The organism is Archangium violaceum (genome assembly GCF_016887565.1).
Lineage (GTDB): Bacteria > Myxococcota > Myxococcia > Myxococcales > Myxococcaceae > Archangium > Archangium violaceum_B.
On sequence record NZ_CP069396.1, the window covers coordinates 8793624 to 8815948 of the forward strand.

The 22325-nt window shown below is 67.7% G+C and carries 17 protein-coding genes and 1 pseudogene; 7 read left to right on the top strand and 11 right to left on the bottom strand.

Annotated features, from left to right (window positions below; all coding sequences use genetic code 11):
* Window positions 1–3648 carry a UvrD-helicase domain-containing protein gene (locus tag JRI60_RS35010; protein WP_204220264.1) on the bottom strand — a complete coding sequence of 1216 codons (3648 nt, stop codon included), beginning with the start codon at window positions 3646–3648 and terminating at the stop codon, window positions 1–3.
* Window positions 3641–6892, bottom strand: a complete 3252-nt coding sequence (locus JRI60_RS35015; RefSeq protein ID WP_204220265.1) for a PD-(D/E)XK nuclease family protein — start codon at window positions 6890–6892, stop codon at window positions 3641–3643. The genes JRI60_RS35010 and JRI60_RS35015 overlap by 8 nt, the downstream gene beginning before the upstream one ends.
* Window positions 6893–6944: 52 nt before the next feature.
* Here JRI60_RS35015 and JRI60_RS35020 point away from each other — a divergent pair, with 52 nt between their 5' ends.
* Window positions 6945–7844 carry a phosphatase PAP2 family protein gene (locus JRI60_RS35020; RefSeq protein ID WP_239469880.1) on the top strand — a complete coding sequence of 300 codons (900 nt, stop codon included), beginning with the start codon at window positions 6945–6947 and terminating at the stop codon, window positions 7842–7844.
* Window positions 7845–7869: 25 nt separating this feature from the next.
* On the opposite strand, the gene JRI60_RS35025 is transcribed toward JRI60_RS35020, so the two are convergent.
* Window positions 7870–8334, bottom strand: a complete 465-nt coding sequence (locus tag JRI60_RS35025) for a hypothetical protein (RefSeq protein ID WP_204220267.1) — start codon at window positions 8332–8334, stop codon at window positions 7870–7872.
* Between the two features lie 150 nt (window positions 8335–8484).
* On the opposite strand from JRI60_RS35025, the gene JRI60_RS35030 reads away from it, so the two are divergent.
* Window positions 8485–8922 (top strand): hypothetical protein, encoded by a 438-nt coding sequence (locus tag JRI60_RS35030; protein WP_204220268.1) that lies wholly within the window; start codon window positions 8485–8487, stop codon window positions 8920–8922.
* Between the two features lie 52 nt (window positions 8923–8974).
* On the opposite strand, the gene JRI60_RS35035 is transcribed toward JRI60_RS35030, so the two are convergent.
* Window positions 8975–9598, bottom strand: coding sequence for a TetR/AcrR family transcriptional regulator C-terminal domain-containing protein (locus JRI60_RS35035; RefSeq protein WP_204220269.1), 624 nt, complete (start codon window positions 9596–9598; stop codon window positions 8975–8977).
* Between the two features lie 113 nt (window positions 9599–9711).
* Here JRI60_RS35035 and JRI60_RS35040 point away from each other — a divergent pair, with 113 nt between their 5' ends.
* Together JRI60_RS35040 and JRI60_RS35045 are read left to right on the top strand one after the other, a co-directional pair.
* Complete coding sequence (locus tag JRI60_RS35040) at window positions 9712–10692, top strand: NAD(P)-dependent alcohol dehydrogenase (RefSeq protein ID WP_204220270.1); 981 nt, start codon at window positions 9712–9714, stop codon at window positions 10690–10692.
* A 121-nt stretch (window positions 10693–10813) separates the two neighbouring features.
* Window positions 10814–11629 (top strand): siderophore-interacting protein, encoded by an 816-nt coding sequence (locus tag JRI60_RS35045; RefSeq protein WP_204220271.1) that lies wholly within the window; start codon window positions 10814–10816, stop codon window positions 11627–11629.
* A gap of 30 nt (window positions 11630–11659) precedes the next feature.
* On the opposite strand, the gene JRI60_RS35050 is transcribed toward JRI60_RS35045, so the two are convergent.
* From JRI60_RS35050 to JRI60_RS35065, 4 genes are all read right to left on the bottom strand, one after another.
* Window positions 11660–12481, bottom strand: coding sequence for a heme ABC transporter ATP-binding protein (locus tag JRI60_RS35050; RefSeq protein ID WP_204220272.1), 822 nt, complete (start codon window positions 12479–12481; stop codon window positions 11660–11662).
* Window positions 12478–13557, bottom strand: coding sequence for a FecCD family ABC transporter permease (locus JRI60_RS35055; protein ID WP_204220273.1), 1080 nt, complete (start codon window positions 13555–13557; stop codon window positions 12478–12480). The genes JRI60_RS35050 and JRI60_RS35055 overlap by 4 nt, the downstream gene beginning before the upstream one ends.
* The gene (locus JRI60_RS35060) at window positions 13538–14404 is read right to left on the bottom strand and encodes a heme/hemin ABC transporter substrate-binding protein (protein ID WP_239469882.1); all 867 of its coding nucleotides are present in this window, start codon (window positions 14402–14404) and stop codon (window positions 13538–13540) included. Before JRI60_RS35060 ends, JRI60_RS35055 begins: the two co-directional genes overlap by 20 nt.
* Window positions 14405–14573: 169 nt before the next feature.
* Complete coding sequence (locus JRI60_RS35065) at window positions 14574–15587, bottom strand: pyridoxamine 5'-phosphate oxidase family protein (RefSeq protein WP_204220275.1); 1014 nt, start codon at window positions 15585–15587, stop codon at window positions 14574–14576.
* A gap of 190 nt (window positions 15588–15777) precedes the next feature.
* On the opposite strand from JRI60_RS35065, the gene JRI60_RS35070 reads away from it, so the two are divergent.
* Window positions 15778–16599: an AraC family transcriptional regulator gene (locus JRI60_RS35070; protein WP_204220276.1), complete on the top strand. Its 822-nt coding sequence runs from the start codon at window positions 15778–15780 to the stop codon at window positions 16597–16599.
* A 17-nt stretch (window positions 16600–16616) separates the two neighbouring features.
* On the opposite strand, the gene JRI60_RS35075 is transcribed toward JRI60_RS35070, so the two are convergent.
* The 3 genes and pseudogenes from JRI60_RS35075 to sitA5 form a co-directional block, all read right to left on the bottom strand.
* Entirely contained in the window at window positions 16617–17411 is a 795-nt protein-coding gene (locus JRI60_RS35075) for a hypothetical protein (protein WP_204220277.1), read from the bottom strand.
* A 498-nt stretch (window positions 17412–17909) separates the two neighbouring features.
* Window positions 17910–18257 (bottom strand): annotated as a pseudogene (locus JRI60_RS35080) (DUF2019 domain-containing protein); the annotation flags it as partial.
* Window positions 18254–19651, bottom strand: coding sequence for a SitA5 family polymorphic toxin (sitA5, locus tag JRI60_RS35085; protein ID WP_430384334.1), 1398 nt, complete (start codon window positions 19649–19651; stop codon window positions 18254–18256). The pseudogene JRI60_RS35080 and the gene sitA5, both read right to left, overlap by 4 nt.
* 692 nt (window positions 19652–20343) lie before the next feature.
* Here sitA5 and JRI60_RS35090 point away from each other — a divergent pair.
* Window positions 20344–20982 carry an AfsA-related hotdog domain-containing protein gene (locus JRI60_RS35090; protein WP_204220280.1) on the top strand — a complete coding sequence of 213 codons (639 nt, stop codon included), beginning with the start codon at window positions 20344–20346 and terminating at the stop codon, window positions 20980–20982.
* 5 nt (window positions 20983–20987) lie between these two features.
* Window positions 20988–22286, top strand: a complete 1299-nt coding sequence (locus tag JRI60_RS35095; RefSeq protein WP_204220281.1) for an FAD-dependent oxidoreductase — start codon at window positions 20988–20990, stop codon at window positions 22284–22286.
* The last annotated feature ends 39 nt before the right edge of the window (window positions 22287–22325 follow it).

Genomic DNA, 22325 nt, shown 5'->3' on the forward strand with positions numbered 1-22325 from the left:
TTAGCACGCACGAGGGCCCGCGTGACAGTGTTCCGCGAAGCCACACCCCAGTGATTCGCAAGTCGACCGCTCCCTGCCCGGCCACCTGCCACCCACATCCGCCTCCACCAGCCCCCGAGCCGCCTCCCGGAGACGCTCGGCGATGGCGCCCAGGTCTTTGGGAAGCGAGGGGAACTCCGGCTCTGGCACGTCCTCGCCCAGGAAGGCCACGCCCACCTCCACGGGGACTCCCTCACGCACCAGCCGACGAGAGGCCAGTAACAGGGCCGAGAGGGACTCGGCATGGGCGGCCACGCCCCTCGGAGGGCGCTTGCCCGGCTTGAAGGCCACCACCCGGGCCTCGCCCGAGGGCGTCTCCCAGAGGAGGTCCACCTGGCCCTCGAGGGCGGCCGACCCGTCGCCCGTCAACGGCAGCACGAAGGGCAGCGCGCGGTGCACGTCCGCCGAGGGGGCTTCCGCCAGCCGGCGGGCGAAGGCGGTGCCCAGGAAGCGCTCCACGGTGGCGAGCGCCTCCTCCACTCCGTCCTCGCCCATGTCCCAGCCCACCTCGCGCACGAGCGCCTCCAGGCGGGCGCGCCGCTCGGAGGCCTCCGTCCTGGCGAGGCGGAAGTCCACCCCTCGCAGGAGGGTCAGCACCCGACCCGAGGGACTCGGAGCGGCTCCGCCCCAGGCATCCAGCTCGAGGTACGCCGGGGACTCGCGAGGCGTCTCCCAGGTCGCTCCCTCCGCGCGCAACCCGAGCCGGTGCACGTAGTGGTAGCGGCGCGGGCAGGTGAGGAAGTCCTGCACGGCCTCGGGCTCCACCACCGCCACCTCGGGCGTGATGGCGGCCATGCCCTCGTAGACCCGCCGCACCGCCGCCTCGACACGGGCCTCCTGCTCCGACGGGTCCACGTCCTCCGGCTCGAGGGCTTCCGCGGGAGGGGGCAGCGTCTCCACGTCCACATCCTCGACGAGCCCGCGCAGCCGCGTGTTGTCCTTCACTTGCTCGTCGAGCAGGCACCACCACGAGTCGGACGCGCCACGCTCCTCGCCGCCGGAGAGGATGAGCCTGTCCCTCGCGCGGGTGAGCGCGACGTACAGCAGGCGCCGGTACTCGGCCGTCTCGCGCCGCTTCAGCTCGTCCTTCACCTGGTCGAAACGGGGAGAGCGGTACTTGTCGAGGCTGTCCGGCAACCACGGCCGCAGGCACAGGCCATGGCCCCGCTCGAAGAGGGCCCGCCCGCTGGAGAAGCGCCGCAGGCTGCCGAGCGAAGGCGCCACCACCACCGGCCACTCCAGGCCCTTGGCGCGGTGGATGGTGAGGAGCTGCACCGCGCGAGGATCTCCCGCCTCCAGCAGGTCCGCCTGGGACTCGGTGGGCTCCTCGTTGGCCAGCCGTTGCAGCTCGCGGGCGAAGGTCACGCAGCCACCCGTGCCGCGCTCGTCACGCCGGCCCGCCAGCGCGAGCAGCTTTTCCACGTTGGCGCTCGCCTGCTCCGCGTACGGAGTACCCGCGAGCGCCTCCCGGTAACCCGTCACGTCCATCGCGGCCCGCAGCAGGGCACGCACCCCGAGCCGGTCCCGCTCGCGCCGCAGCTCCGGCAGTGCCGAGAGGAAACGCTCCAGGCGGACGCGCTCGCCCTCGGGCAGCGCCTCCAATGCGGAGGACCCCAGGCGCTCCACGACGGGCAGCGACAGGCCCTCGGGCCCGGCGAGCCGGAAGAGCGAGGCATCCGACAGGCCCACCAGCGGCGAGCGAAGCACCGCCGCGAAGGCGAGCGCGTCCTCGGAGTCCGCCAGCAGCGACAGCAGCGAGGCCAGGTCCAGCACCTCCTGCGCTCCATAGAAGCCGCGCCCGCGCAACACCCGGTGGGGAATCCCGTGGCGGATGAGCGCCTGCCGGTACACCTCCAGGTGCGAGAAGGTCCGGAAGAGCATGGCCACGTCGCCGCCACGCGCCGGACGCAGACCCTCGCCGTCCTCGCGCGCCACGCAGGGCTCCGCGTCCGGGGCCAGCATCACCTTCAGCCGCTTCGCCACCGCGTCCGCATCCGCCAGGCGCAGCTCGCCCGTGGACAGCTCGTCGTCCAGCTGGAGCCGCTCCACCACCGCGTCCGGCACGGGCGTCTCGCGCACCGCCGCGAGGTCGTCCTCCTTCGGGACGTACACCACCTCGTAGGGGCGCGCTCCACCCTCCCCCGCCACCAACACGCCCGAGAAGGCCTCGTTGAAGAAGTCGAGCAGCGGCTTCACCGAGCGCCGGTTGTGCTGGAGGAAGCCGCGCGCTCCGCCCTCGTCCTCGATCTTCTTCGCCAGCACCTGGAAGACGGACACGTCGGCGCCGCGGAACTCGTAGATGGACTGCTTGCGGTCTCCCACCGCGCACAGGAAGGCGGGCTCCAACGGGAGCGCGGCCACCAGATCCGCGTCCGGAGGCAGCGGGCGGGGGCCACCGTCGCGCTTCTCGGCCAGCAGCAGCACCAGCTCCAACTGCAACCGGTTGGTGTCCTGGAACTCGTCCACCAGCAGCGCACCCAGGCGCTCCTGCGTCTGGCGGCGGAAGTCCGGGAGATCTCTCAGCAGATCCCGCGTCTTCACCAGCAGCGCGGTGAAGTCCAGTGCGTTGCGCCGGGAGAGTTCCTCCTCGTGGCGCGCCGCCACCTGCGTGAGCAGCGAACGGAAGGAGGCCTCGAAGGGCGCCGTGCGCCACCCGGCATACGTGTCCTCCAGGCGCATCACCGAGCCGTCGCTCTTCCCGAAGAAGGCCCAGTACAGCTCCTTCATCGAGTTGCCCGGCTCCTTCTTCAGCCGGCGCACATCGCGGCCGTCCTCGAGGAAGGCCGCCTTGAGCGAGGGCAACCGCTCGTGCTCGAAACAGTTCTCCGGCGTGAGGCCATCCAGCGCGGCCTCGAGCTGCACTCGGAGCTCACTCCACTCGCCCTTGACGTCGAGTTCCCGCACGGTGGAGCACAGGTGACGGCACCGCTCGACGAGCTTCTCGAACGTGGCCCGGGCCTCGTCCACGTCGGAGATGCGGACGTCCGCGGCGCGCAGGCCCTCCTCGCGCAGCTTGCCGTAGGTGGCGGCCAGCGAGGACACCAGGCCCTCGGTGAAGTCGGAGCCGGAGAAGGTCAGCTCCTGGCACAGCTCTCGTACCCCGGCGTCACCAGACTCCAGCGCTTCCAGCACCACGCGCTCGCACACGTCCAGCACGAGCGATCGGGCCTCCAGGTCGTCGAGCACCTCGTAGGACGGGTCAACACCCGAGCCCGGGGGCGCGCGGCGCAGCAACTGGCCGCACAGCGAGTGGAAGGTGCCCACCGAGGCAGAACTCAACTCCTCGCGCAGGGCCCGCCATGCGTCCCGGGTGGGAAAGGGCTTGTCCAGCCGCTCGAGCGAGGCCCGCAGCTCCGGCTCCAGCAGCGCCTTCGGCTCGGCCTGGACGAGCGCATCCAGACGGGTCCGGACGCGCGCGCGCATCTCCGCGGCGGCCTTGTCGGTGAACGTCACCATGCACAGCCGCGAGGGACGCAGGGGCTTCAGGCCCTCGCGCGCACCGGCCATCAGGTGCAGCGTCATCGTCACCAGGCTGTACGTCTTGCCCGCGCCGGCACCCGCCATCAGGGCGAGGTTCTTCTCCAGCGCCAGGAGCGAGGTCTCACTCATACGAGCCCTCCTCCTCCACGAGCCGCCGCTCGGTGATGCGGCACACGGGGCGGTAGCCACAGCTGCCGCAGTCCTTCGGTCTCATGGCGAACTGTCCCGCCCTCACGGTGCGAATCAAGGCCTCCACGGCGTTGGCCAGGTTGGGCTTCGCCTCCGCCGCCAGCCGCTCTCGCACCTTGGGCTCGGTGGACAACAGCTCGTCCATCTCCACCGCGTCCTTCTCCAGCACCTCCGACAGGTGGATGACCTCGCCCGTCCTCAGTGAGAACCATGCCGCCTGGCGCGTCTGGAGGTGGCCGCTCGCCCGCGCCGCGTACAGGTACAGCGGGAGCTGGAAGTCCGAGTCGAGCAGCTTCTTCTTCAGCTCCGACCTGGAGAGCCTGCCGGACTTGTAGTCGATGACGCCCACCTCGCCGCCCGCCATGTCCAACCGGTCGATGGTGCCCTCGAAGTGGATGACGTCCTCGTCCACCTGGAGCGTCACTTCGTTCCACCCCTCGGCCGGGTTACGAGGCCCGAAGCGCAGCTCGAACTCCTTCGGCTCGAAGCGCTCGAAGGGCAGGCCCCGCCGTTCGTCCATGAGGATGCGGCGCACCATGTTCTTCGCCCGCTCGCGCGCCAGGCGCCACAGCGCGGGGTGCCCCACGTAGTGCCGCTCCTCGAAGTGCGCCCGCACCTCGTCGAGCACCGTGTCCAACAGCGCCTCCGGTATCTCGTCGAGGCCCCGGCCCAACAGCTTGCGCTCCTTGAGCCGCTTGAAGAACTCCTCCAGCACGCGGTGCCAGAAGACACCCTGCCCCCGGCGGTCGAACTCCTCGCCCGGCTGCTCCGGCTCGGGCACCTTCAGCCCGTAGGACAGGAACCCCTGGAAGCCGCAATTGCCGAAGCGCGCGAGCGCCGAGGCGGACAGCGGGCGCTCGGCACCGAAGCGGAACGCCTCCCGGACCGCCTCGCCCAGGGCCGGGTCATCCACCGCGCCGGTGTACCGGCCGGCGCCCTTGCGCGAGTCCCCGAAGAAGTGCAGGCGTTCGATCTCCACCTGCACCATCTCCTTCGACGAGGCGAGCCATGGCGCGTCCGTGAAGCGGCTCCTGAGCACGTTCCGGGCGGGGTCCGGCGCGGAGACACGCAGCTTCTCGAGCGCGAGCGACTCCAGCACCACCCGCTGACGCAGCTCCGCCTCCGTGAGCACCTCGTCGAGCGGCACGATGGCCGGCAGCGAGCGCGCCTCCCACGTCGTCCCCGTCAGCCGCCGCACCTCCTCGAGGAAGGCCGAGGGCGCCTGCTCCTGACCACCCGGGCCCTCCACGGAGAAGGACAGGCTCACCGTCTCCTCGGCGGCGGCCAGCACGCTGGCGAACAGGAGCCGGTCCTCGGTGAGGCGCCAGGGCGCGCGGTCCTCGAACTCGCCGCCCGTGAGGCGGAAGACGTCCCGGCCCAGGTGCTTGTTGAGGGCGATGCGCTCGGCGTCGCCCAGCAGCGGGTTGGGCGGCTCGCTCCCGGGGAAGCGGCCCTCGGCCATGCCCCCGAGGAAGACGTGACCGAAGGAGCGCCCCTCCAACTCGCGCACGTCCAGCACCTCCACGGCGGCCGTCGAGGGCCCGCGCGCGGGCAGGTGCACGTCGCGCATCATGTCCTGCAACCAGCGGCCGAAGGTGCGCCGCCGCAGCCGGGGGCCACCGCCCACCGCCGCGAGCGTCCGCTCCAGCTCTCGCACCCGCGCCACCAGCGCCAACCGCGCCGCGTCGTCCCGGGCCCTCGCGTCCAGCGCGAGCGCTCCCAGTCCCTCGTCCGCGGGGGCGTCCAGCGCGCCCTCCGAGTCCAACAGCCCCAGCCGACGCACCACCTGCCACCACGCGGCGAGCAACTCCGAGGCCTTGCCCTGCTCCGGAATGCGGCGACAGGACTCCAGCAGGAAGAGGCACCGCTCGCGCAGCACCCGGGCCTCGTGGGCGCGCCGCTGCTCCCTGGGGCGCACCTGATTGGGCAGCGGCTCCAGCCGCTTCGCCAGGGCCTCCAGGCGCAGGTCGTACGCCCCCTTCCCGCGCGTCGCGCCCAGCCGGTCGTCCCGGACGGCCGCGAGCGTGAGGAGCGTCGCCGGAGCCTCCGGGGCTCCCCGCGAGAGGATGGGCGCGTAGCGGCTGGACACCAGCTCCGCCACGCGCTCGGCGGGGAAACCGTCCTCCACCAGCAGCGGCAGGTCCAACGCCAGACGCACGGGGCCGGCCAGCGCGAGCGGCTCGCCCCAGGGCAGGCGCACGGGCACGCCCAGCTCGGAGAAGGCATCCGCCACCCAGCGGGCCTCGGTCCCCAGGTCGCGCCACGCCACGACGATGCTGCCAGGAGACACGCCCTCCGACACCAGGCGGCGCACGTCCCGGGCGATGAGCCGAGCCTCGTCCCGCGCCGTCCCCGCGCTCCACATCCGCAGGCCCTCCACCTCGCCCCGGAGCACGTCCTTCTCCGCTCGAGGGGAGAAGAGGTGGCGGCCGAGCTCCACCATCGGGCGGGATTCGAAGGTGACGTCCGCCTTGAAGAGGTCGACGTGGGGGAGCGCCTCGCCCCGGTTCTCGAAAGCGCGGAAGAGGGCCGCCAGGGCCGCGTCCGCCACCGGCGAGCCACCCACCGGAGTCTCCACGCGCAGCGTCACCCGCCGCGCGTCGCAGGCCGCCGCCAGGGCCATCAGCAGCTCCAACTTCGAGGGCCGGACGTCGTAGATGCCGTGCAGCACCAGGGTGCCCACGTCGTCCCAGGCGGCGGGCCAGGCGTTGCGCTCGAGGGCCTCGCGCGCCCCGCGCACCACGTCCTCGCGGTCCGCCAGGCCCAGCTCGGCCATCTTCTGCTCATAGGCGTGGTGAAGGAGGGCGAGCGTCCGGACGCGGTTGCGCCGCTCGGGAGGGAGCACCTCCAGGGCATCCTGTAGCTCGCGCGGGGAGAGCCGGCCGGCCTCGAGGTCCAACAGCACCTCCAGGGCGGCGCGGGCGAAGGCGGGCTCGTGGACGAAGTCGCCAAAAGGAGTGGAGCCCAGACCCTGGGCGAGCGAGGCCACCACGGTGCGAGCGGCGACGGGCGAGCACGGGCGCCGGCCCAGCTCGCGCGCTCCACCCAGGGCCTCCAGGAAGCCGTCCCAGGTGAGGAAGGCGTCTCCCCGGACGATGCCGGAGGAGCCCCGCGCGGCGCGCAGGGCGGCCTGCCGGCGGCCGGCATCGGGGAAGACCTGAAGGGTACGACGAGGAGAGGACATACGGAGTGGGGGATTCTAGAACGGAGCGAGGGACGCATTTATGCTCGCCTCCGTGCCAACTTCCCTCTGTTTTCTAGCGCTTGCTTCCCTGGTTGCTTCCTCCCCCGTCCCGGCCGAGGCCCTGCCTGGCGCCCAGCAGGCCGCGGATGCCCCGACGATTCACGCGCTCGAGTTCAATTGGACGCGTGACGCGCTCATCACCGGTATCGGAGGGGCGCTGTGGGTCGGCAGCGAGACCATCCTCAAGAAGCAGATCGACCTGACCCGGTGCAGCTGGTGCGACCGCGCGGCGGACGGCACGGACACCCTCAACGGGGTGGACCGGTGGGGCCGGGGCGTGGCGGCGGAGACCGAGGCGGGCCGCGAGCGCTGGAACAAGGTGAGCGACGTGGCGGACTTCGTCGTGCTGCCGGTGGGGTTGCTCGGAGCGCAGTACCTGCTGGGCCGAGGCAGCGGGGCCCCCCCCCGCTACTTCGCGGAGGACGCCACCATCATCGTGGAGTCGGCGGTGGTGGCCGCGGTGGTGAACCAGGCGGTGAAGTTCTCCGTGCGCCGCGAGCGCCCCTTCGTGCACGTGCTGCCCGAGGAGGAAAAGGGGAACACAGAGCACCCCACCGACAACAACGTGTCCTTCTACAGCGGGCACACCAGCCTGGCCTTCTCGCTGGTGACGGCGGCGGGCACGGTGTCCGAGCTGCGCGGCTACAAGAACCGGTGGCTCATCTGGGCGGTGGGCCTGCCGGCGGCGGCCTCGGTGGGACTGCTGCGCATGGGCGCGGACAGGCACTACCTCACGGACGTGCTGGTGGGAGCGGCGGCGGGCTCGCTCTTCGGCGTGGGAGTGCCCCTGTTGCTGCACGGGCGCCAGGAGCAGACGGAGTCGAAGGCCACGGACCTGTCGATGAACGTGTCCGGCAACCTTGGTGGCGTGATGCTGTCCGGGCGGTTCTGAGGGCTCTCGGTCCCCTGCCGGGGACTCAGCCCAGCTCTTCGTGGCAAGACGACCCGAGGCATTGCCGGACCCGCCGCGCGTGCTCGCTCAGCCCGTCTGCCTCCAACCGGTCCGCCGCCCACGACACCGCCGCCGGCCACGAGGTCAGGACGGAGTACGGCACGACCGAGGGCTTGATGCGGTGGACGATGAGCCGGATCACCAGCGCCAGGGCTGGAGAGTTGATGAGTGTCACGATCCCCATCGACCACCGACGCATCAGGTCCTCCTGCTGTCGCAGGAAGGCCCCCTGCATCTCGCGCTGCTCGGAGGTGAGCGACCGGAGCTGGCGCATGTCTATCAGACTGACGTGCCGCTCCCGCCGCTGCAGATAAGACAGTCTGCGCTCCAGTAACTCCGTATATTGCTCATTCGTGACCACGCGCGGAAACGTCACCCGCAGCAGAGGCCAGAGCGAATCATCCACGAGAATCGAAGTCGGCGAACCCATGCGGCAAGTATAGAAGTATAGGAGGGGTTGGCCGCGCCAGCACTCCTCACCAACCAGCAGCGCCGCCAACAGCGTCTGCGACTACCATGACGACCCACGGGGTCGGCTCGGCGGATGGACGGTGTTCCATGGCGGCCCTATGCTGCGCACATGGCAGGAATAGAGCTCATACCGGCCTCCCTCACCCGGCACCTGCTCGTGATCGCGAAGCAGATGATCGACGACATGGATGAAGCCATCCGTCTCTACGAATCGGGCCAGACGGAGGGGAATGACTGGGTCGATCCCAACGATTACTTCATCTGGCAGGCGTTCATTCTCGACGTTCTCGAGGAAAAGCGGGACAGCGGATTCCATCAGGACGAGATGCTCGACAAGGGATACGGATTCCTCATGGGCTGCATACCCGCCTACCTGAAGCAGGAGCGGGAGCTCGAGACGTCTCACCGCGGAGGGCTCATGCGGTTGTACGTCCGCTGGACGCTTGAAGGTGAGATGGCTTACATCGGTTTTCTGAACGATGCCGACTGGCCGGCCAATCTTCATTCCATACAGCAGCGCCTCCGGCGAATCCTGGATCTGACCTGAGGGCCGACCTCGCCGGCGTGAAGCAAGAGGTTGAGCTGAAAGGCAGTGCATTTCATGGCGAGGCGACGCCCCGCTTTGTCCTCAACCTCTCCAGCCCATCGAGGATCAACTCCAACCCGAACTCGAACTGCTGCACGCCGTGGTGGGCGCCGTCGGCCACCAGCTGGGTGAGCTCCCGCATGTAGGGATACTGCTCGGCGGGAAGCCTGGGGAGGAAGCCCCGCGCCGCACTCGCATACTCCGCGCGATCGAGGGGGAAGTTCAGCGCCTGGAGCGTGAAGCCGTAGATGTGGCTGTCGATCGCGTTCCAGGCGTGATCGGCGAGCTGATACGAGAAGCCGGCTTCGCGCAGGCAGCCGAGGGTGGCGTTCACGTAGCGCAACATCGCCGGCCCGATGTTGAGGCGGGAGACGATCAGCATCGAGGCCCAGGGGTGGCGCAGCAACACCTCATGGGCGGAGTGAGCGCGCTTTCGTATCGCTGTCTTCCAATCGCCGCCAATCGCGGGCAGCTCGATCTGGGCCACCACCAGGTCGGCGATGCCGTCGAGCACGTCGTCCTTGTTGGCGACGTGGTGGTAGAGCGACATCGCCTCCACCCCCAGCTCCTGGGCGAGCTTGCGCATCGAGACAGCCTCGAGGCCCCCCTCGTCGGCGAGGCGGATGGCCGCGCTCAAGACCCGCTCCCGGGTCAAGGGAGCACGTGATTTGGAAGGTCGACTTGACACGGCTTACACCGTAAGCCTAGCTTCTGTTCGAGTCAACTTACACCGTAAGTCAGGAGAACCCGATGGAGACCATGAACGCGATCGTCCAACCCGCCTACGGATCGACCGCGGTGCTCCGGTTCGAGCAGGTGGAGCGGCCGGCACTGGGAGACGGCGAGGTGCGGGTCCGGGTGCATGCGGCTTCGGTGAACAAGGGCGACGTGCACCTGCTCACCGGCACGCCGTACCTGGTCCGCCTGGCGTTCGGCCTGAGCCGGCCCAAGCACCGCATCGCGGGACAGGACATGGCCGGGACGGTGGAGGCGGTGGGCCCCAACGTCACCGCGTTCAAACCCGGAGACGAGGTCTACGGTCAGATGCCGGGGGGCGCCTTCGCCGAATACGTGTGCGCGCCCGCGGACATGCTCGTGCCCAAGCCGGCCAACCTGACCTTCGAGCAGGCGGCGGCGGTGCCCATCTCGGGAATGACCGCGCTACAGGGGCTGCGCGACGCCGGACAGCTCAAACCGGGACAGAAGGTCCTGATCAACGGCGCCTCAGGAGGCGTGGGCACCTTCGCGGTGCAGATCGCCAAGGCATTGGGCGCGGAGGTGACCGCGGTCTGCAGCACGCGCCACGTCGACAAGGTCCGCTCGCTCGGAGCCGACCGGGTGATCGACTACACCCGCGAAGACTTCGCGCGGGGCCCGGAGCGCTATGACGTGATGCTCGACCTGGTGGGCAATCGTTCCCTCGCCGACTGCCGGACGGTGCTCGCGCCAGCGGGCGTGTTCGTCTCCTCCGCCGGCTCGCCGGGCGGAAACTGGATCGGGCCCATCGTCTGGATGCTCAAGGTGATGCTGGCGGGAATGTTCGGCAGCCAGAAGATGACCATGCTGATGAGCAGGCCGCGGCGGGAAGATCTGCTCTTCCTCCGGTCGCTGATCGAAGCCGGAAAGGTGACTCCGGTGATCGAGCGGCGGTACGCACTGCGTGAGACCGCCGCGGCAATGGGTCACGTGGCCGAGGGGCACGCACAAGGAAAGACGGTGATCTCAGTCTAGAGCCAAGGACGGGGTCCGATGTCGAGGCGTTTAAGGTGGGCTGATTGCATCTGAAACGAGATGGCGGAGGTGAGGCGTGTCTTCGCGCACAAACTCCTGCCGACCCTTTAGAATCGCTCACATGACGACACGTGAACGCACAGTGAGAAAGGGACCCTTCCCCATCCGGGTCCGCATCCTCGAGGTCCTGCGAACGGTCCGCCTCAGTCCGAACATGGTGCGCGTGACGCTCGGCGGAAAGGATCTGGATGGCTTCCGGAGCGAGGCCGCGGATGACCATGTGAGGTTGTTCTTCCCCGCCCCGGGAGAAAGGATGCCAGTCGTTCCGACGGGGATGGGGCCCCGGGGATTGGAGTTTCCACCGGACAAACCGCGTCCGGCGCTTCGCGACTACACGCCCCGGCGCCATGACCCCGTCGCGGGGGAGTTGGACATCGATTTCGTGATCCACGGCTCGGGCCCTGGCTCCACGTGGGCCGCGCAGGCGAAGCCGGGCGACATGCTGGGAGTGGCCGGCCCACGCGGCTCGTTGGTGGTCACCTACGATTTCGACTGGTACCTCTTCTTCGGCGACGAGACCTCGCTTCCGGCACTTGCCCGCAGGCTCGAGGAACTGCCCTCGGGCGCGCGGGCCATCGTGTTCGTCGAAGTCGCCGACGCCTCCGCGCGGGTGCCGCTCCAGAGCCAGGCCAACCTGGAGCTGACCTGGCTGTACAGGGAGGGCGCCCGCCCCGGCACCACGAACCATCTGGAGAAGGCCGTGCGTGAACTGGCTTTTCCTCCCGGGGATTACTTCGCGTGGGGCGCGGGCGAATCCACTGTCATGCGGACGCTGCGTCAGCACCTGATCAACGAGCGTGGCATCAACAAGGCCTGGATGAGCGTCACCGGCTATTGGAAGCGGGGCGTGTCGGACCACGATCACGACGAGGAATGAATCAACGTGGCCCTCGCGGGCCACGGGAATTCATGAGCCCTGTTTCAGGAGGGCATTGGACGAACGCTCTCCTGAAACGATGATCGGGCAATCCAGCCAGGGATGGGGAAGCGTGGTCATGGGGTAGTCGAAAGCCCGGCTGAGGATGTTTGTCGTCATGACCGAGCGAGGCTCTCCGATTGCAAGGGCTTTCCGCTCGGCGAGCACCAGGACCTTGTCCGCGTATTGGGCGACCAGGTTCAGGTCATGGAGGATGAGGAGCGCCGCGACGCCTTCCCGGGTCGCCTCCTTCACCAGTTGCAAGGCCTTGTGCTGATGAGCGATGTCCAGACTGCTCGTGGGCTCATCCAGCAGGAGCAACCGGTGTCCAGCGGTGTCATGAATCTGGGCGAGCGCGCGCGCGAGGTGGACACGCTGCTGCTCTCCCCCTGAGAGCGTCAGGTAGTTGCGCGACTCATACCCCTTGAGCCCGACCCGCTCCAGGCAGGCGCGAGCGATCCGCACGTCCTCCCGCGACTCCGGACGGTGCTGCTGGTGGGGGATCCTCCCCAACATCACGACCTCCAGGGCCTCGTAGGCGAACTGGAGGTTCGTGCTCTGGGGCAACACGGCCCGTCTCCGGGCGAGCTCCGTCCGCGAGCTGCTGCCCAGGGGGGAGCCGAAGGCGAGCACCTCGCCACTCTGGCTGCGCAGCTCTCCCGTCAGGTGTTTGAAGAGCGTGCTCTTTCCCGCCCCATTGCGTCCGATGACCACCAGCAGCTCGCCGGGCTCCAGGGTCAGGTGGATGCCGGACAGGAGCCGCGTCTGGCCGAGCTGACAATGAAGGTCGCGGACCTCGAGGACCGGGTTCATAGGACGTGGGTCCTTCGCTGCCGCAAGAGCAGGTACAGGAAGAAGGGCGAGCCGGCGAGCGATGTCACGATGCCGATGGGCAACTCGGAAGGAACCACGACGGTACGGGCGACCAGATCCGCGAGGACCAGGAGCGCCGAGCCCAGGAGCGCGGAAAGAGGCAACAGGACGCGGTGGTTGGGACCGAGCCACAACCGGATGAGATGGGGAACCACGAGCCCGATGAAACCGATCATCCCCGAGACGGCGACTCCCGCCCCCACGCCCAGGGCCACGAGCGCCACGATCTTCCACTTGGTGCGCTCCACGGAGATGCCCAGGTGATGCGCGTTCGCCTCGCCCAGGAGGAGGGCATTGAGTGGGTTCGCGAGAAACAGCATGCCCACGGCGCAGAGCAGCACCAGGGGCGTGATGGTGGAGACCAGGGTCCACGTCGCTCCCGCGAGCGAGCCGAGCTGCCAGAAGGTCAGGGTCCGCAGCTGATCGTCGGTCGAGAGATAGGTGAAGAGGCCCGTTCCGGACACGCAGAGCGCGTTGATGGCGACCCCGCACAGAAGCATCATCGCGACGTTGGTCTTGCCGTTCTCCTGGGCCAGTGAAGCGATGAGGAGGATGGCCACGAAGCTCCCGACGAACGCCGCCACCGGAAGGGTGTAGAAGCCGAGGAGCTGGAGCTTGAGCACCGTGACGGCGGCCACGGCGAACGAGGCTCCACCCGACACCCCGAGGAGACCGGGATCGGCGAGCGGATTGCGGAACAGTCCCTGGAGGGCCACACCCGCCACGGAGAGCGCGGCCCCGACCAGGACGCCCAGGAGGACGCGCGGCAGGCGGATGGCGTAGAGGACCGCCGCCTGCTGCTCCGTGAACGTGGTGAACGGAGGCAGACCGACCTGCTCGAGAAGGATGGAGACCACCTGGGCGGGGGTGATGGAGACGGCCCCGACCCCCAGGGAGGTCACGACGCAGAGCACCAGGAGCGGGACGAGGACGAGCAGACCCTTCGTCCTCTTGCCGAGAGCCGTCGAAACGTGCTCGCCCGACCGCGAGATGCTCTCACTGCTGAGGCTTCGCATGGATTGCCGTGAAGATCGCGTCAGCGAATTGGGGGAAGCGGGGGCCGACCCAGCGGATGCTGTTGTCCACGGCCAGGATCTTCTTGTTCCGGCCCGCTGGAGTCAGGGCCACGCCCGGGAGCTTCAGGGCGCCGTCGATTCCGCCCACCGCTTCGAGGCCCCGGTTCAACATGATGATCGCATCGGGGGACGCGAGCACCATCCCCTCCGCCGTCAGCACCTTGGTTCCCGTGGTGAAGTCCGCGGCGTTCTGACCTCCCGCCAGCTCGATGAGCACGTGGACGCCCGTGTCTTTTCCGTAGACGAAGGCTTCTCCGGGACCATGAGCGTAGAGGAAGAGGATCCGGGGCTTCTTCTTCACCGCGGAGCTCTTCTTCCCCAGCTCCGCGCACTGCTTGTCGAGCTCCTGGGTCATCCGCTTCCCCGCCTCCTGGACGTTGAAGAGCCGCGCGACGACATCGATGCGCCTCTTCAAGCCGTCGATCCCATCCTTGGCGGAGTTCTCGAGGATCAACACGGGAATCCTGGCGCTCCGGAGCTGCGCGGCGGTGGCGGGCGTCAGGTTCTCCTCCGTCGCGAGAACGAGGTCCGGCTTCAGGCTGACGATGCCCTCGACGCTGGGATGGTAGGGGTGGCCGACCTTGGCGATCTTCTCCTGCTCGGGAGGATAGGTGCCCCCCACGTCGGTTCCGACGATGGTGTCCCCCTTGCCCAAGCCGAACAGGATCTCCACCAGCGAGGAGTTGACCGCGACCACCCGCTTCGGCGGGCCCAGCTCCACGGTCTGTCCGTCGACGCCCTTGAACTGCTCCGCGTGAACGAGGGAGCTCGCGAGGACGGAACTCATGAGCAACAACGAGAAGGCTGGATTCCTCATGACAACCCCACTGCATCCCAAGAGCGCACGGGACTCTCTTTTTCGGAGATGTTGATTTTGAAAATCAAAGTCAAGAACCACGGAGACATTCCACGCTCGCGGGGCCCCTGTCAAGGGCGAGGAGTGGCCACATCTCGCGTCAGTAGAGGTTGGTCTTGTAGTCCTTGTCCAAGCCCTTCTGCAGAAGGCCGGTGACGCCGGGAACGGACAGGACCGCGCCCGCCAGCCTGGCCCCGAGGCCCTTATCACCATTCAGCTTGATGTGCGCGACGAACACCTTTGCCGGGTCGACGTCCTCGGTACGCGCTTTGACCGGCCAGAGATTGGCGCGGACGAGCGTGGGGCTCTCGCGCAGGTCGATGGTCGGGTCATTGATTCCGGTGACCAGCGTCGGCGTCTTGCCCTGAACGACGAATCGCGCGCGCACCGCCTCATCGGTCGTGATCCGCGCGACCCCCGATAGATGAGCGACGTGCGTCGAACCGGGAATCAGGAGCGCGGCGGCGATGTGCGGCTGGGCGATGATGTTACGGAAGCTGTCCACACGGCGGTTTCCCGGGCGCTCGGCGAACCAGGCGCTGCCGTTCTCGAGACTCGCCATCGTGCCAGCCGGATCCCCCTTGGGGCTGAGGTCGGCGCGTCCCTGCGCGTCGATCGTCGCCAACGCCATGAAGCGGCTGGCGGAAAGGAAGGCCGCGGCATCCCGCGGCGTGGCCGCGCCAGGCGAAGCAGCCCAGAAGTCCGAGCGGATCAGCGACTTGGCGCAATGGCCATAGCATTCCTCGACCGTGATGCGCAGTTCGCCATCATTCGCCTTCACCACCCTGCCGTTGACGCGCAGGGTCTCGCCGATGCCAGGGAGCAGGAACAACGAGCCGAACCCCATGCCCGGCCGGGCCAGCGTCGGGTCGTCGAGCAGCTCGGTGGGCAGTCGCAGCTCGCGGGCGTCACCCCCAGCGAAACCGGGGTGGCCGCCGCCCAAGGTGACGCCGAGGCGGGGGGCATCCCCGAACCCGGCGAACATCAGGGGCGACGCGGCGATCCAGCGCAGCGCGCCTTCGTCCAGATGATCGATGACCTTGAGGTTCACCGGCGCCGGCGTCTTGCCGATGCGGGCTTCCAGCGCGGCAATCGTGGTGATGTCGCCGCTCATCGCAGGCTCCTGGGCTCGGGCAAGCCCGGAAGGGGCATCAAGTTCGTTCTACGCACGATGTTCGCTCCTTCTGATGAGGATGGCAGGCGTGAGCTCTGCCCCTTCAACCTGACCTGATTTTCGTTTGACCGCATTACGAAACCCGGTCAACTTGTTTCGAGATTCGGCCACGGCACTGAATGGACCCCGAATGAGCCTCCCGGAACTTCCCCCGCACCTTCTCGATGTCGATCCGGATGATGTCCCCCGCCCCGTCCTGGTGGTTGGGATGGGGCTGGTGACCGGAGGGTTCGAGCTGAACTTTCACACCCACCGCAAGGCACAGCTGTTCTTCATGCTCCGGGGCGAGGTGACGTGTGAGGCGTCAAACGCCCTGTGGCTCGTCCCACCCCAGTCGGCGCTGTGGATTCCAGGCAATACGAACCACAGCATCAAGGGCCGGGCACCTCTCGAAGGGCTCGCTCTGTTCGTGGAGCCCGACGCGATCGCCACATTGCCCAGGGAATGCTGTGCGGTTTCAGTCAGCCCCCTACTCCGGGAGCTCCTGTTCCGTGCCGCGACGCTGCCCGCCCTGTATCCACTCGACGGGCCGGAGGCCCGGCTCGTCACCGTGCTGCTCGACGAACTGGCGGCGGCGCAGGTGGAGAATCTGCGGCTTCCCATGCCCACGGACGCGCGGCTTCGGCGGCTCGTCGAGATGATCACCGCCCATCCGGCGGACGGCGCGACCATGAAGGAATGGGCGAGGCGGATTGGCGTTGGCGAGCGGACGCTGAGCCGCCTGCTCGTTCACGAGACCGGCATGAGCTTTGGTCGATGGCGCCAGCAACTTCACATCATCCTGGCGTTGCAATGGCTCACGCGGGGAGCCTCCGTGCAGAGCGTGGCAATCGACCTGGGCTACGAAAGCGCGAGCAGCTTCGTGACCATGTTTCGAAAGGCGCTCGGCACGTCGCCCGCGCGATACATCACGCGGCGGCTCGACCTTGCCAGAGTTGACGCGGGCGACTGACTGCCCGTGTTCGCTGATTACTCGGTCTTCTGCTTCTTGGCCGGGGACTGCGACGCATCCGGTTTGTCATCGCCTTCCTGGAAGGTCTGCGGGCCCCACTTCTGGGTGGTCACGACGATGGAGTCCTTGCCGTAGCCCTCCGAGGTGCCATACCGGGCCTTGAAGGAGTCCTGCTTGTCGCCCACCCGGTACATGTCCATGGTCGGGTAGGTGTTTCGAGCCGTGGCATCATTGGTCCCCGCGGTCTGCTCCGCGGTCACGGTCTGTTTCCCATCCTTGGCCACGACGGGCGCGAAGTGGAAGGGCGACTGATTCTTGCCCGGCTCGTTCTGCCGGATGATTCCATAGGACTCGCCAGGCTGGGGGTCCGCGTGGTGATCGACCGCCTTGGGGTTCTGCTTCTTGGCCTGCTTGGACACCGCGATGTTGTCTTCGTCGGTATAGCCAAACACATCACCCGTCACCTTCTCCTTGCTGGCGAGGGTGTATTCATTGTTCTTGTGCTTGGTGGGCAGGGGGCTGCCGTGCTGGAACTCCTCGGCGTTGTGCGCGCAGTCCTTCACGCCCTTCTGGAACTGATAGCGCTCGAAGGTGTCCTTCCCGTGGGTATAGGTCGTGGGACTCTTCGCCTCATTCCCGAGTCCTTGGAACTTGGGGTTGTCCTGGACCTTGGTGTTGACGAAAAGCGAGGCTTTCGTCTTCTTGTCCAGACTCTTGCCATCCACCTTCGCGTCTTCCGGGTGGATGCCATACCTCTTGTTGTCCGTGAGCTTGACGGTGGACGGCAGGGGCTTGCTGATGCCTTTGGGCATGGTGTGGCCTCGCTTTCGAGTACCGGACAAGGCAGCCAGGGTCCCTGCCGGTGGGGGTGGGGGAAGCAGGTTCCCGTCACCCTGTCAGAGATGACGCTGTGGGACAACGAATCTCAATATCCGCGAATCCGAGAGTCTAGATAATGGAACGAAACGCATGTGCTCCGTCCACGACTGCCAGTGTAGGGAGTCATACTGCGGAAAAAACCACTCAGAAGCCCAAGAGAATACTCACCCGGAAGAGGGAGCATTCGCTCACCGGCCCACGGCGCATCGAGGGTGGAGGAGACGGGTCTGCGGGAGCGACGACTTGGTGGCCTCCTCCTGCCCGAGCTTCGCCTGCCGTGTCATGGCGCGCTCTTCTCAAGCTCAACCGCCCGACTTGTCCCTCTTGCTCCCCTTCCGTCTATCAGTACCAGCGCGCTCCGTGCGTGGTCGGCTTCGCTTACTCGGTGAGGCTGGGCGGGTTGGTTCTGGCTGCTCCGCAGTATCCTCGGCAGGATCAAGGGCCCATGTGCCGCTTTCCCAATTTTTCAGCACCAGTGAGGCTTCAAACGGTACCAACCCCTCACCCTTCGCCGCTTCTTCGAGTATCGCGCGGGCCTCTGTCGTCCGGTATCGGAGCAAATAAGCAGCGGCCGAGACCCGAACGTCCATGCGAGGGTGAGTAAACAGCACAGTGAGCGCATCGCGCCCGGCATCACCATGTGCGGTCAACTTGCCGAACGCCGCTATGTATCGTTTGGCGTGTTTGTTGCCGGTCTTCGCGTCACCTTTCCAGATCGAGTCCGTCTGTGCAGCCACGTTCTCAGCAAACTCCGCAACAAGCTTCTCGATCTCAGTCACCAAATGCCCCCTAGAACGTTCTTGATGGCCAGCAAGCCGAACTCACGCTGGGCCTCATAGGATTGAGTGCTGAGCCACTGCCGCACGGTAAGGGTGTTTGAGTTCGTGATCTTTGGCTGAATTGACGAGTAAAGTGCACTGATGCGCGTATGAGCTGATTCCCGTAACGCAAGGATATTCTCGGTGTTGTGTAGGGCCTCGCCCCCGAACCGCTTCACGTTGCCTGGAGTCTGCTCCACGATGTGATGCCACTCGTTGCCCTTTCCCGCTGGCCCCATGGCCGACTTGAAACCACTGTACGACCCCCACGCCCTGTGTCCGTTGGGGAGGAGCTTACCCCGACTCAGCGCAGGACTCCCAGCAGCAACGCCCCGGGCAGCCATGGCCACGGCATGAGGGGCCAACACCATGCGGATCGTTCCCTCGGGCACAGAGACAATAACGCGCTCGGCTCCGGTCGCCGTCTCCAGCAGACTCAAGCCGGTACTCGCCGCGACTCTCTCCGACGCTTGCGCGAATCCGGGGAGCTTCGGGGCCCTGGAAGCGAGGGCCGCCGTTTCACCAATGGCCGCCGTCCCTACGATTACGAGAATCCGCACACTGTTGGGACCGATGACACGTCCGAAACGTTCGCCAATCTCGCGCAACTCCGCAAAGCTAGAGGCCCGGGGCGCATCCTCGTAAAGCTGCGCATAGGCCCGCAGCAAGTCGAAGAATTCGTAACCAAGATAACCCCACAAGGCAGCGCTAAACACCAGGGCCGCGCCCTTTGTCACCGGCTCGGGCACTGGAGCCAGCAGCAGCGCCATATAAACCGTGATGCCAATACTCAGCATTGCGAGCATTCGCGTAGGGTCGAGCATGGCCCGTACTTCCGCGTTAACTCCTTCCAGGGCTGGCCCAACCGCCAGGGCGAGCGCAAGGCTTCGCTTGTCACCATCCTGGAGGCGAGGCCCGTCTTCAAATAGCGTCAGGCAATCCCCCGGAGTGCCGCACCGCTCGCAAAACTGCCCATAGGAGCGGGCCAGGTCTGATTGCCACGCTTCGCCGCTCAAGGGCGCGGAAGCCAACGCCAGCCTACGGCCCACATACAACAGGGGGCGGGACGCGGCTACCCGAAGCGGCATGTTGAGCCAAAGCGTTGTCATGGCCGCCGAAAACTCGGCGTCACTCACCTGCACCGGCACAAAGTCCGTGGGCAGCTTGGTAAAAATAGCCGATTCGGGCGAGTCGTGCGGCATGGTCGGACGGTAACGGGAAGCCGTCAACCCTCCACCCATGGGGGCTCCCGTGGCACACGCTGAAACCAGCATCAGCGCCGCCAGGGCCAGCGCCCCCGCACGCAAGGGGCACCGTGTGTCCACGGGGCGAGTATCGACAAAATGCCTAGACATTGCCGCACCTCTCCGGGCGAGCCGCCCGAGTTGGAAGCCCAAACCCGTCGATTACAAAGAGCGGCTGACAGCCAGGTCAAGCCTTTGGGTTTGGTGAGGTACTGAAAACCCATCGACGAGTTGAAGCCTTACCGCCATGCTTCCCCGGTGGTTGTAGCTCCGGGCCGCATCTGTCCTGAGTGCGTCGGCGGGGTGGCGCTTCAAGTCTCGGCTAATGTCGTCTGACGCAACCTCCCTTTCGCGCTCCAGCCATGCGGCGCCCATGAGTCCGGGCCCCAGGTGCCCCGATTTGGTCCCCAAAAACAAGCCGCGCCCCCCTGCCCGGAGAGGAGCGCGGCTCAGAGCGGCGGGTAACTTCTAGTGGAGGCGGCGGGAATCGAACCCGCCGCCGGAGGCTTCCGGCGAGAACGCTCCAGAACGGTGGGGAGCGGTCTTCGTAGGAGCTCCGGCTGCTACGCCGCTCCCTGCCTCGCGCCGAGTTGTGTGGAGAGCGCTCCAGCGCGGGGCTGCTGTAGCAATCTGACGCCTTCCGCGCTCCCTCGGCCTGCTAGCCGAGAACCAGGGGGCTCGTCTCAGCCGGGCCGTCGCGTCACATCGGGTCGCAGCCATGTCCATCCAGTTGGCCTCGGAATGCGCTGGGCCGATCCCGCGAACAAGCCACACTGACGGATGGTGTCTGTATGCAAGAGGCCATGAGCATCGGAGATGGGGTTGACGGACGGGACGCTCCGGAGGTGCTGGACGCGGTCCCCACGGGAGTGCTCGAGAAGCTGAAGGAGTGGATGGAGACGTTCGACCCTTCCGCCCGGCTCCAACTTCCACAGCACCTGGTCCACAAGAGAGATCCACGCAACGTCTTCATTGCCCGGCTCGAGCGCGTCTCGGAGGCACGGCCAGACGAGCTCGCGGCGCAGCTCCTCTTCGACCCGACCCACCCGTACCACTTCGAGCACCCGCAGGACCACGTCCCGGGGATGATGCTCATGGAGGCAGGTCGACAGCTCGGGCTGGCGGTGACGCACCTGTTCTACGGGGTACCGCTGGACGCCCTGTTCGTGCTCAACGACGTGAATGCCCGCTTCCGCCGCTTCGCGGAGCTGAGCGAGCCCGTCTTCGTGTACTCGGCCGTGCGCGAGAAGGTGTACCGGCGGGGGCGCCTCATGTCGATGCGCCAGGCGGGGATCTTCATCCAGCGGGGCGAGCTCCTCGGCTCGATGGATGGGAGCTGGAGCGTGTACGACCGGCGGCTCATGGAGCGGCTCCGGCGCCGGCCGCGGCCGGAGGATGGGCCGGCCGCCTCCCACCCGATGGCGGCCCCCGCCGCGGAGTGAAGCCCATGACGAAACGCTATGTGGTGGTGGGGGGCGGGGTATCTGGCATCGCTGCGGCACACTATCTCCGGGAGGCAGGGGCCGAGGTGGAGCTCGTCGAGCGGGAGGACTCGCTGGGCGGGCGCGTGGCACCAGCGCTGCTCGACGGCCAGCCCATCGAGCTGGGGGGCAAGAACATCGGCCGGCGCTACCACCTCTTCCGCGAGTTCGCGCGGAAGATGGGGGAGACGGACTTCGAGCCATTCGGCATCAACTCCTCGCGCGTGCGGCCCAACGGCCGGTTGATGACCGTGGACAGCTCGCGCCGATGGAGCAGCGTGCGGGAGCTGATGCGGGCCTGTCCTCCCTCGGACCTGCTCCGCTTCGCCACGCTCTGCGCGCGCGCGGTCTCCCCCCCGGAGAACGGCTACCTGGGCTCCGTCCGCTTCGATGCCCTCGGCGAGCGCCGGGATGACCGCCCGCTGAGCGCGTACTTCAGCGAGGCCTTCAGCGAGGCCGTGCTCCGCCCCATGGTGGTCCGGATGAATGGCGCCGAGCCGGACGAGGTCTTCCCCGGCAACGTCGGCACCAATCTCCGGATGCTGCTGGACACGTACGAGCAGCCGAAGCGCGGCATGCGGGCCCTCTTCGATCGCTTCGCGAGGACTGTACGGGTGACGCGAGGCACTCGCGCCCGAGGGCTGGTGGTGCGGGACGGGCGGGTAGAGGCCCTGGAGCTGGAGGGGCCCGGGGGCGCCCGCGAGGAGCGCACGTGTGATGGGGTGCTGCTCGCCATGCCCGCGCACGCCAGCGCCGCGCTGCTGACTCCGCACGAGCCGGGTCTGGCCCAGGCACTCGGCCACGTGCGCTACTTCCCGGTGCTGGTGGTGGTGGCCCGGTACGCGCGGGAGGTCTTCTCCCACTCCACCCGCGCGCTCGTCTTCGGCCCGGAGCACCCGCTGAGCAACGCGGGGGCGTACGGCATCAACGCCCTGGACGTGGTGCGCTACACGTTCAGCGGGCGCACCGCACGCCGGGCCCTGGAGGCCGGGGCGGACGCGGAGGCACTGCTGCGCGCCGGGGAGGAGCTGCTCGGCCGCCACTTCCCCGTCCACCCCGCCGAGCGGGTGACCTACGTCGCACGGCGCTTCGAGCCGGGACTGTGCGCCTACACACCCCACCATGCCCGCCTGCGGCGCGAGCTGGACACTGGCCTGGGGAGGCTCCGCGGCCTCCAGCTCGCCGGGGACTACCTGCGGGGCGCCTCCATCGAGGCCTGCTTCCGCGCGGCGAAGGAATCTGCGGGGCAGATGCTGAGGAGCTAGTGAGCGGCGCTGGCGCTCCACCTGACGAGTGCAAGCAAA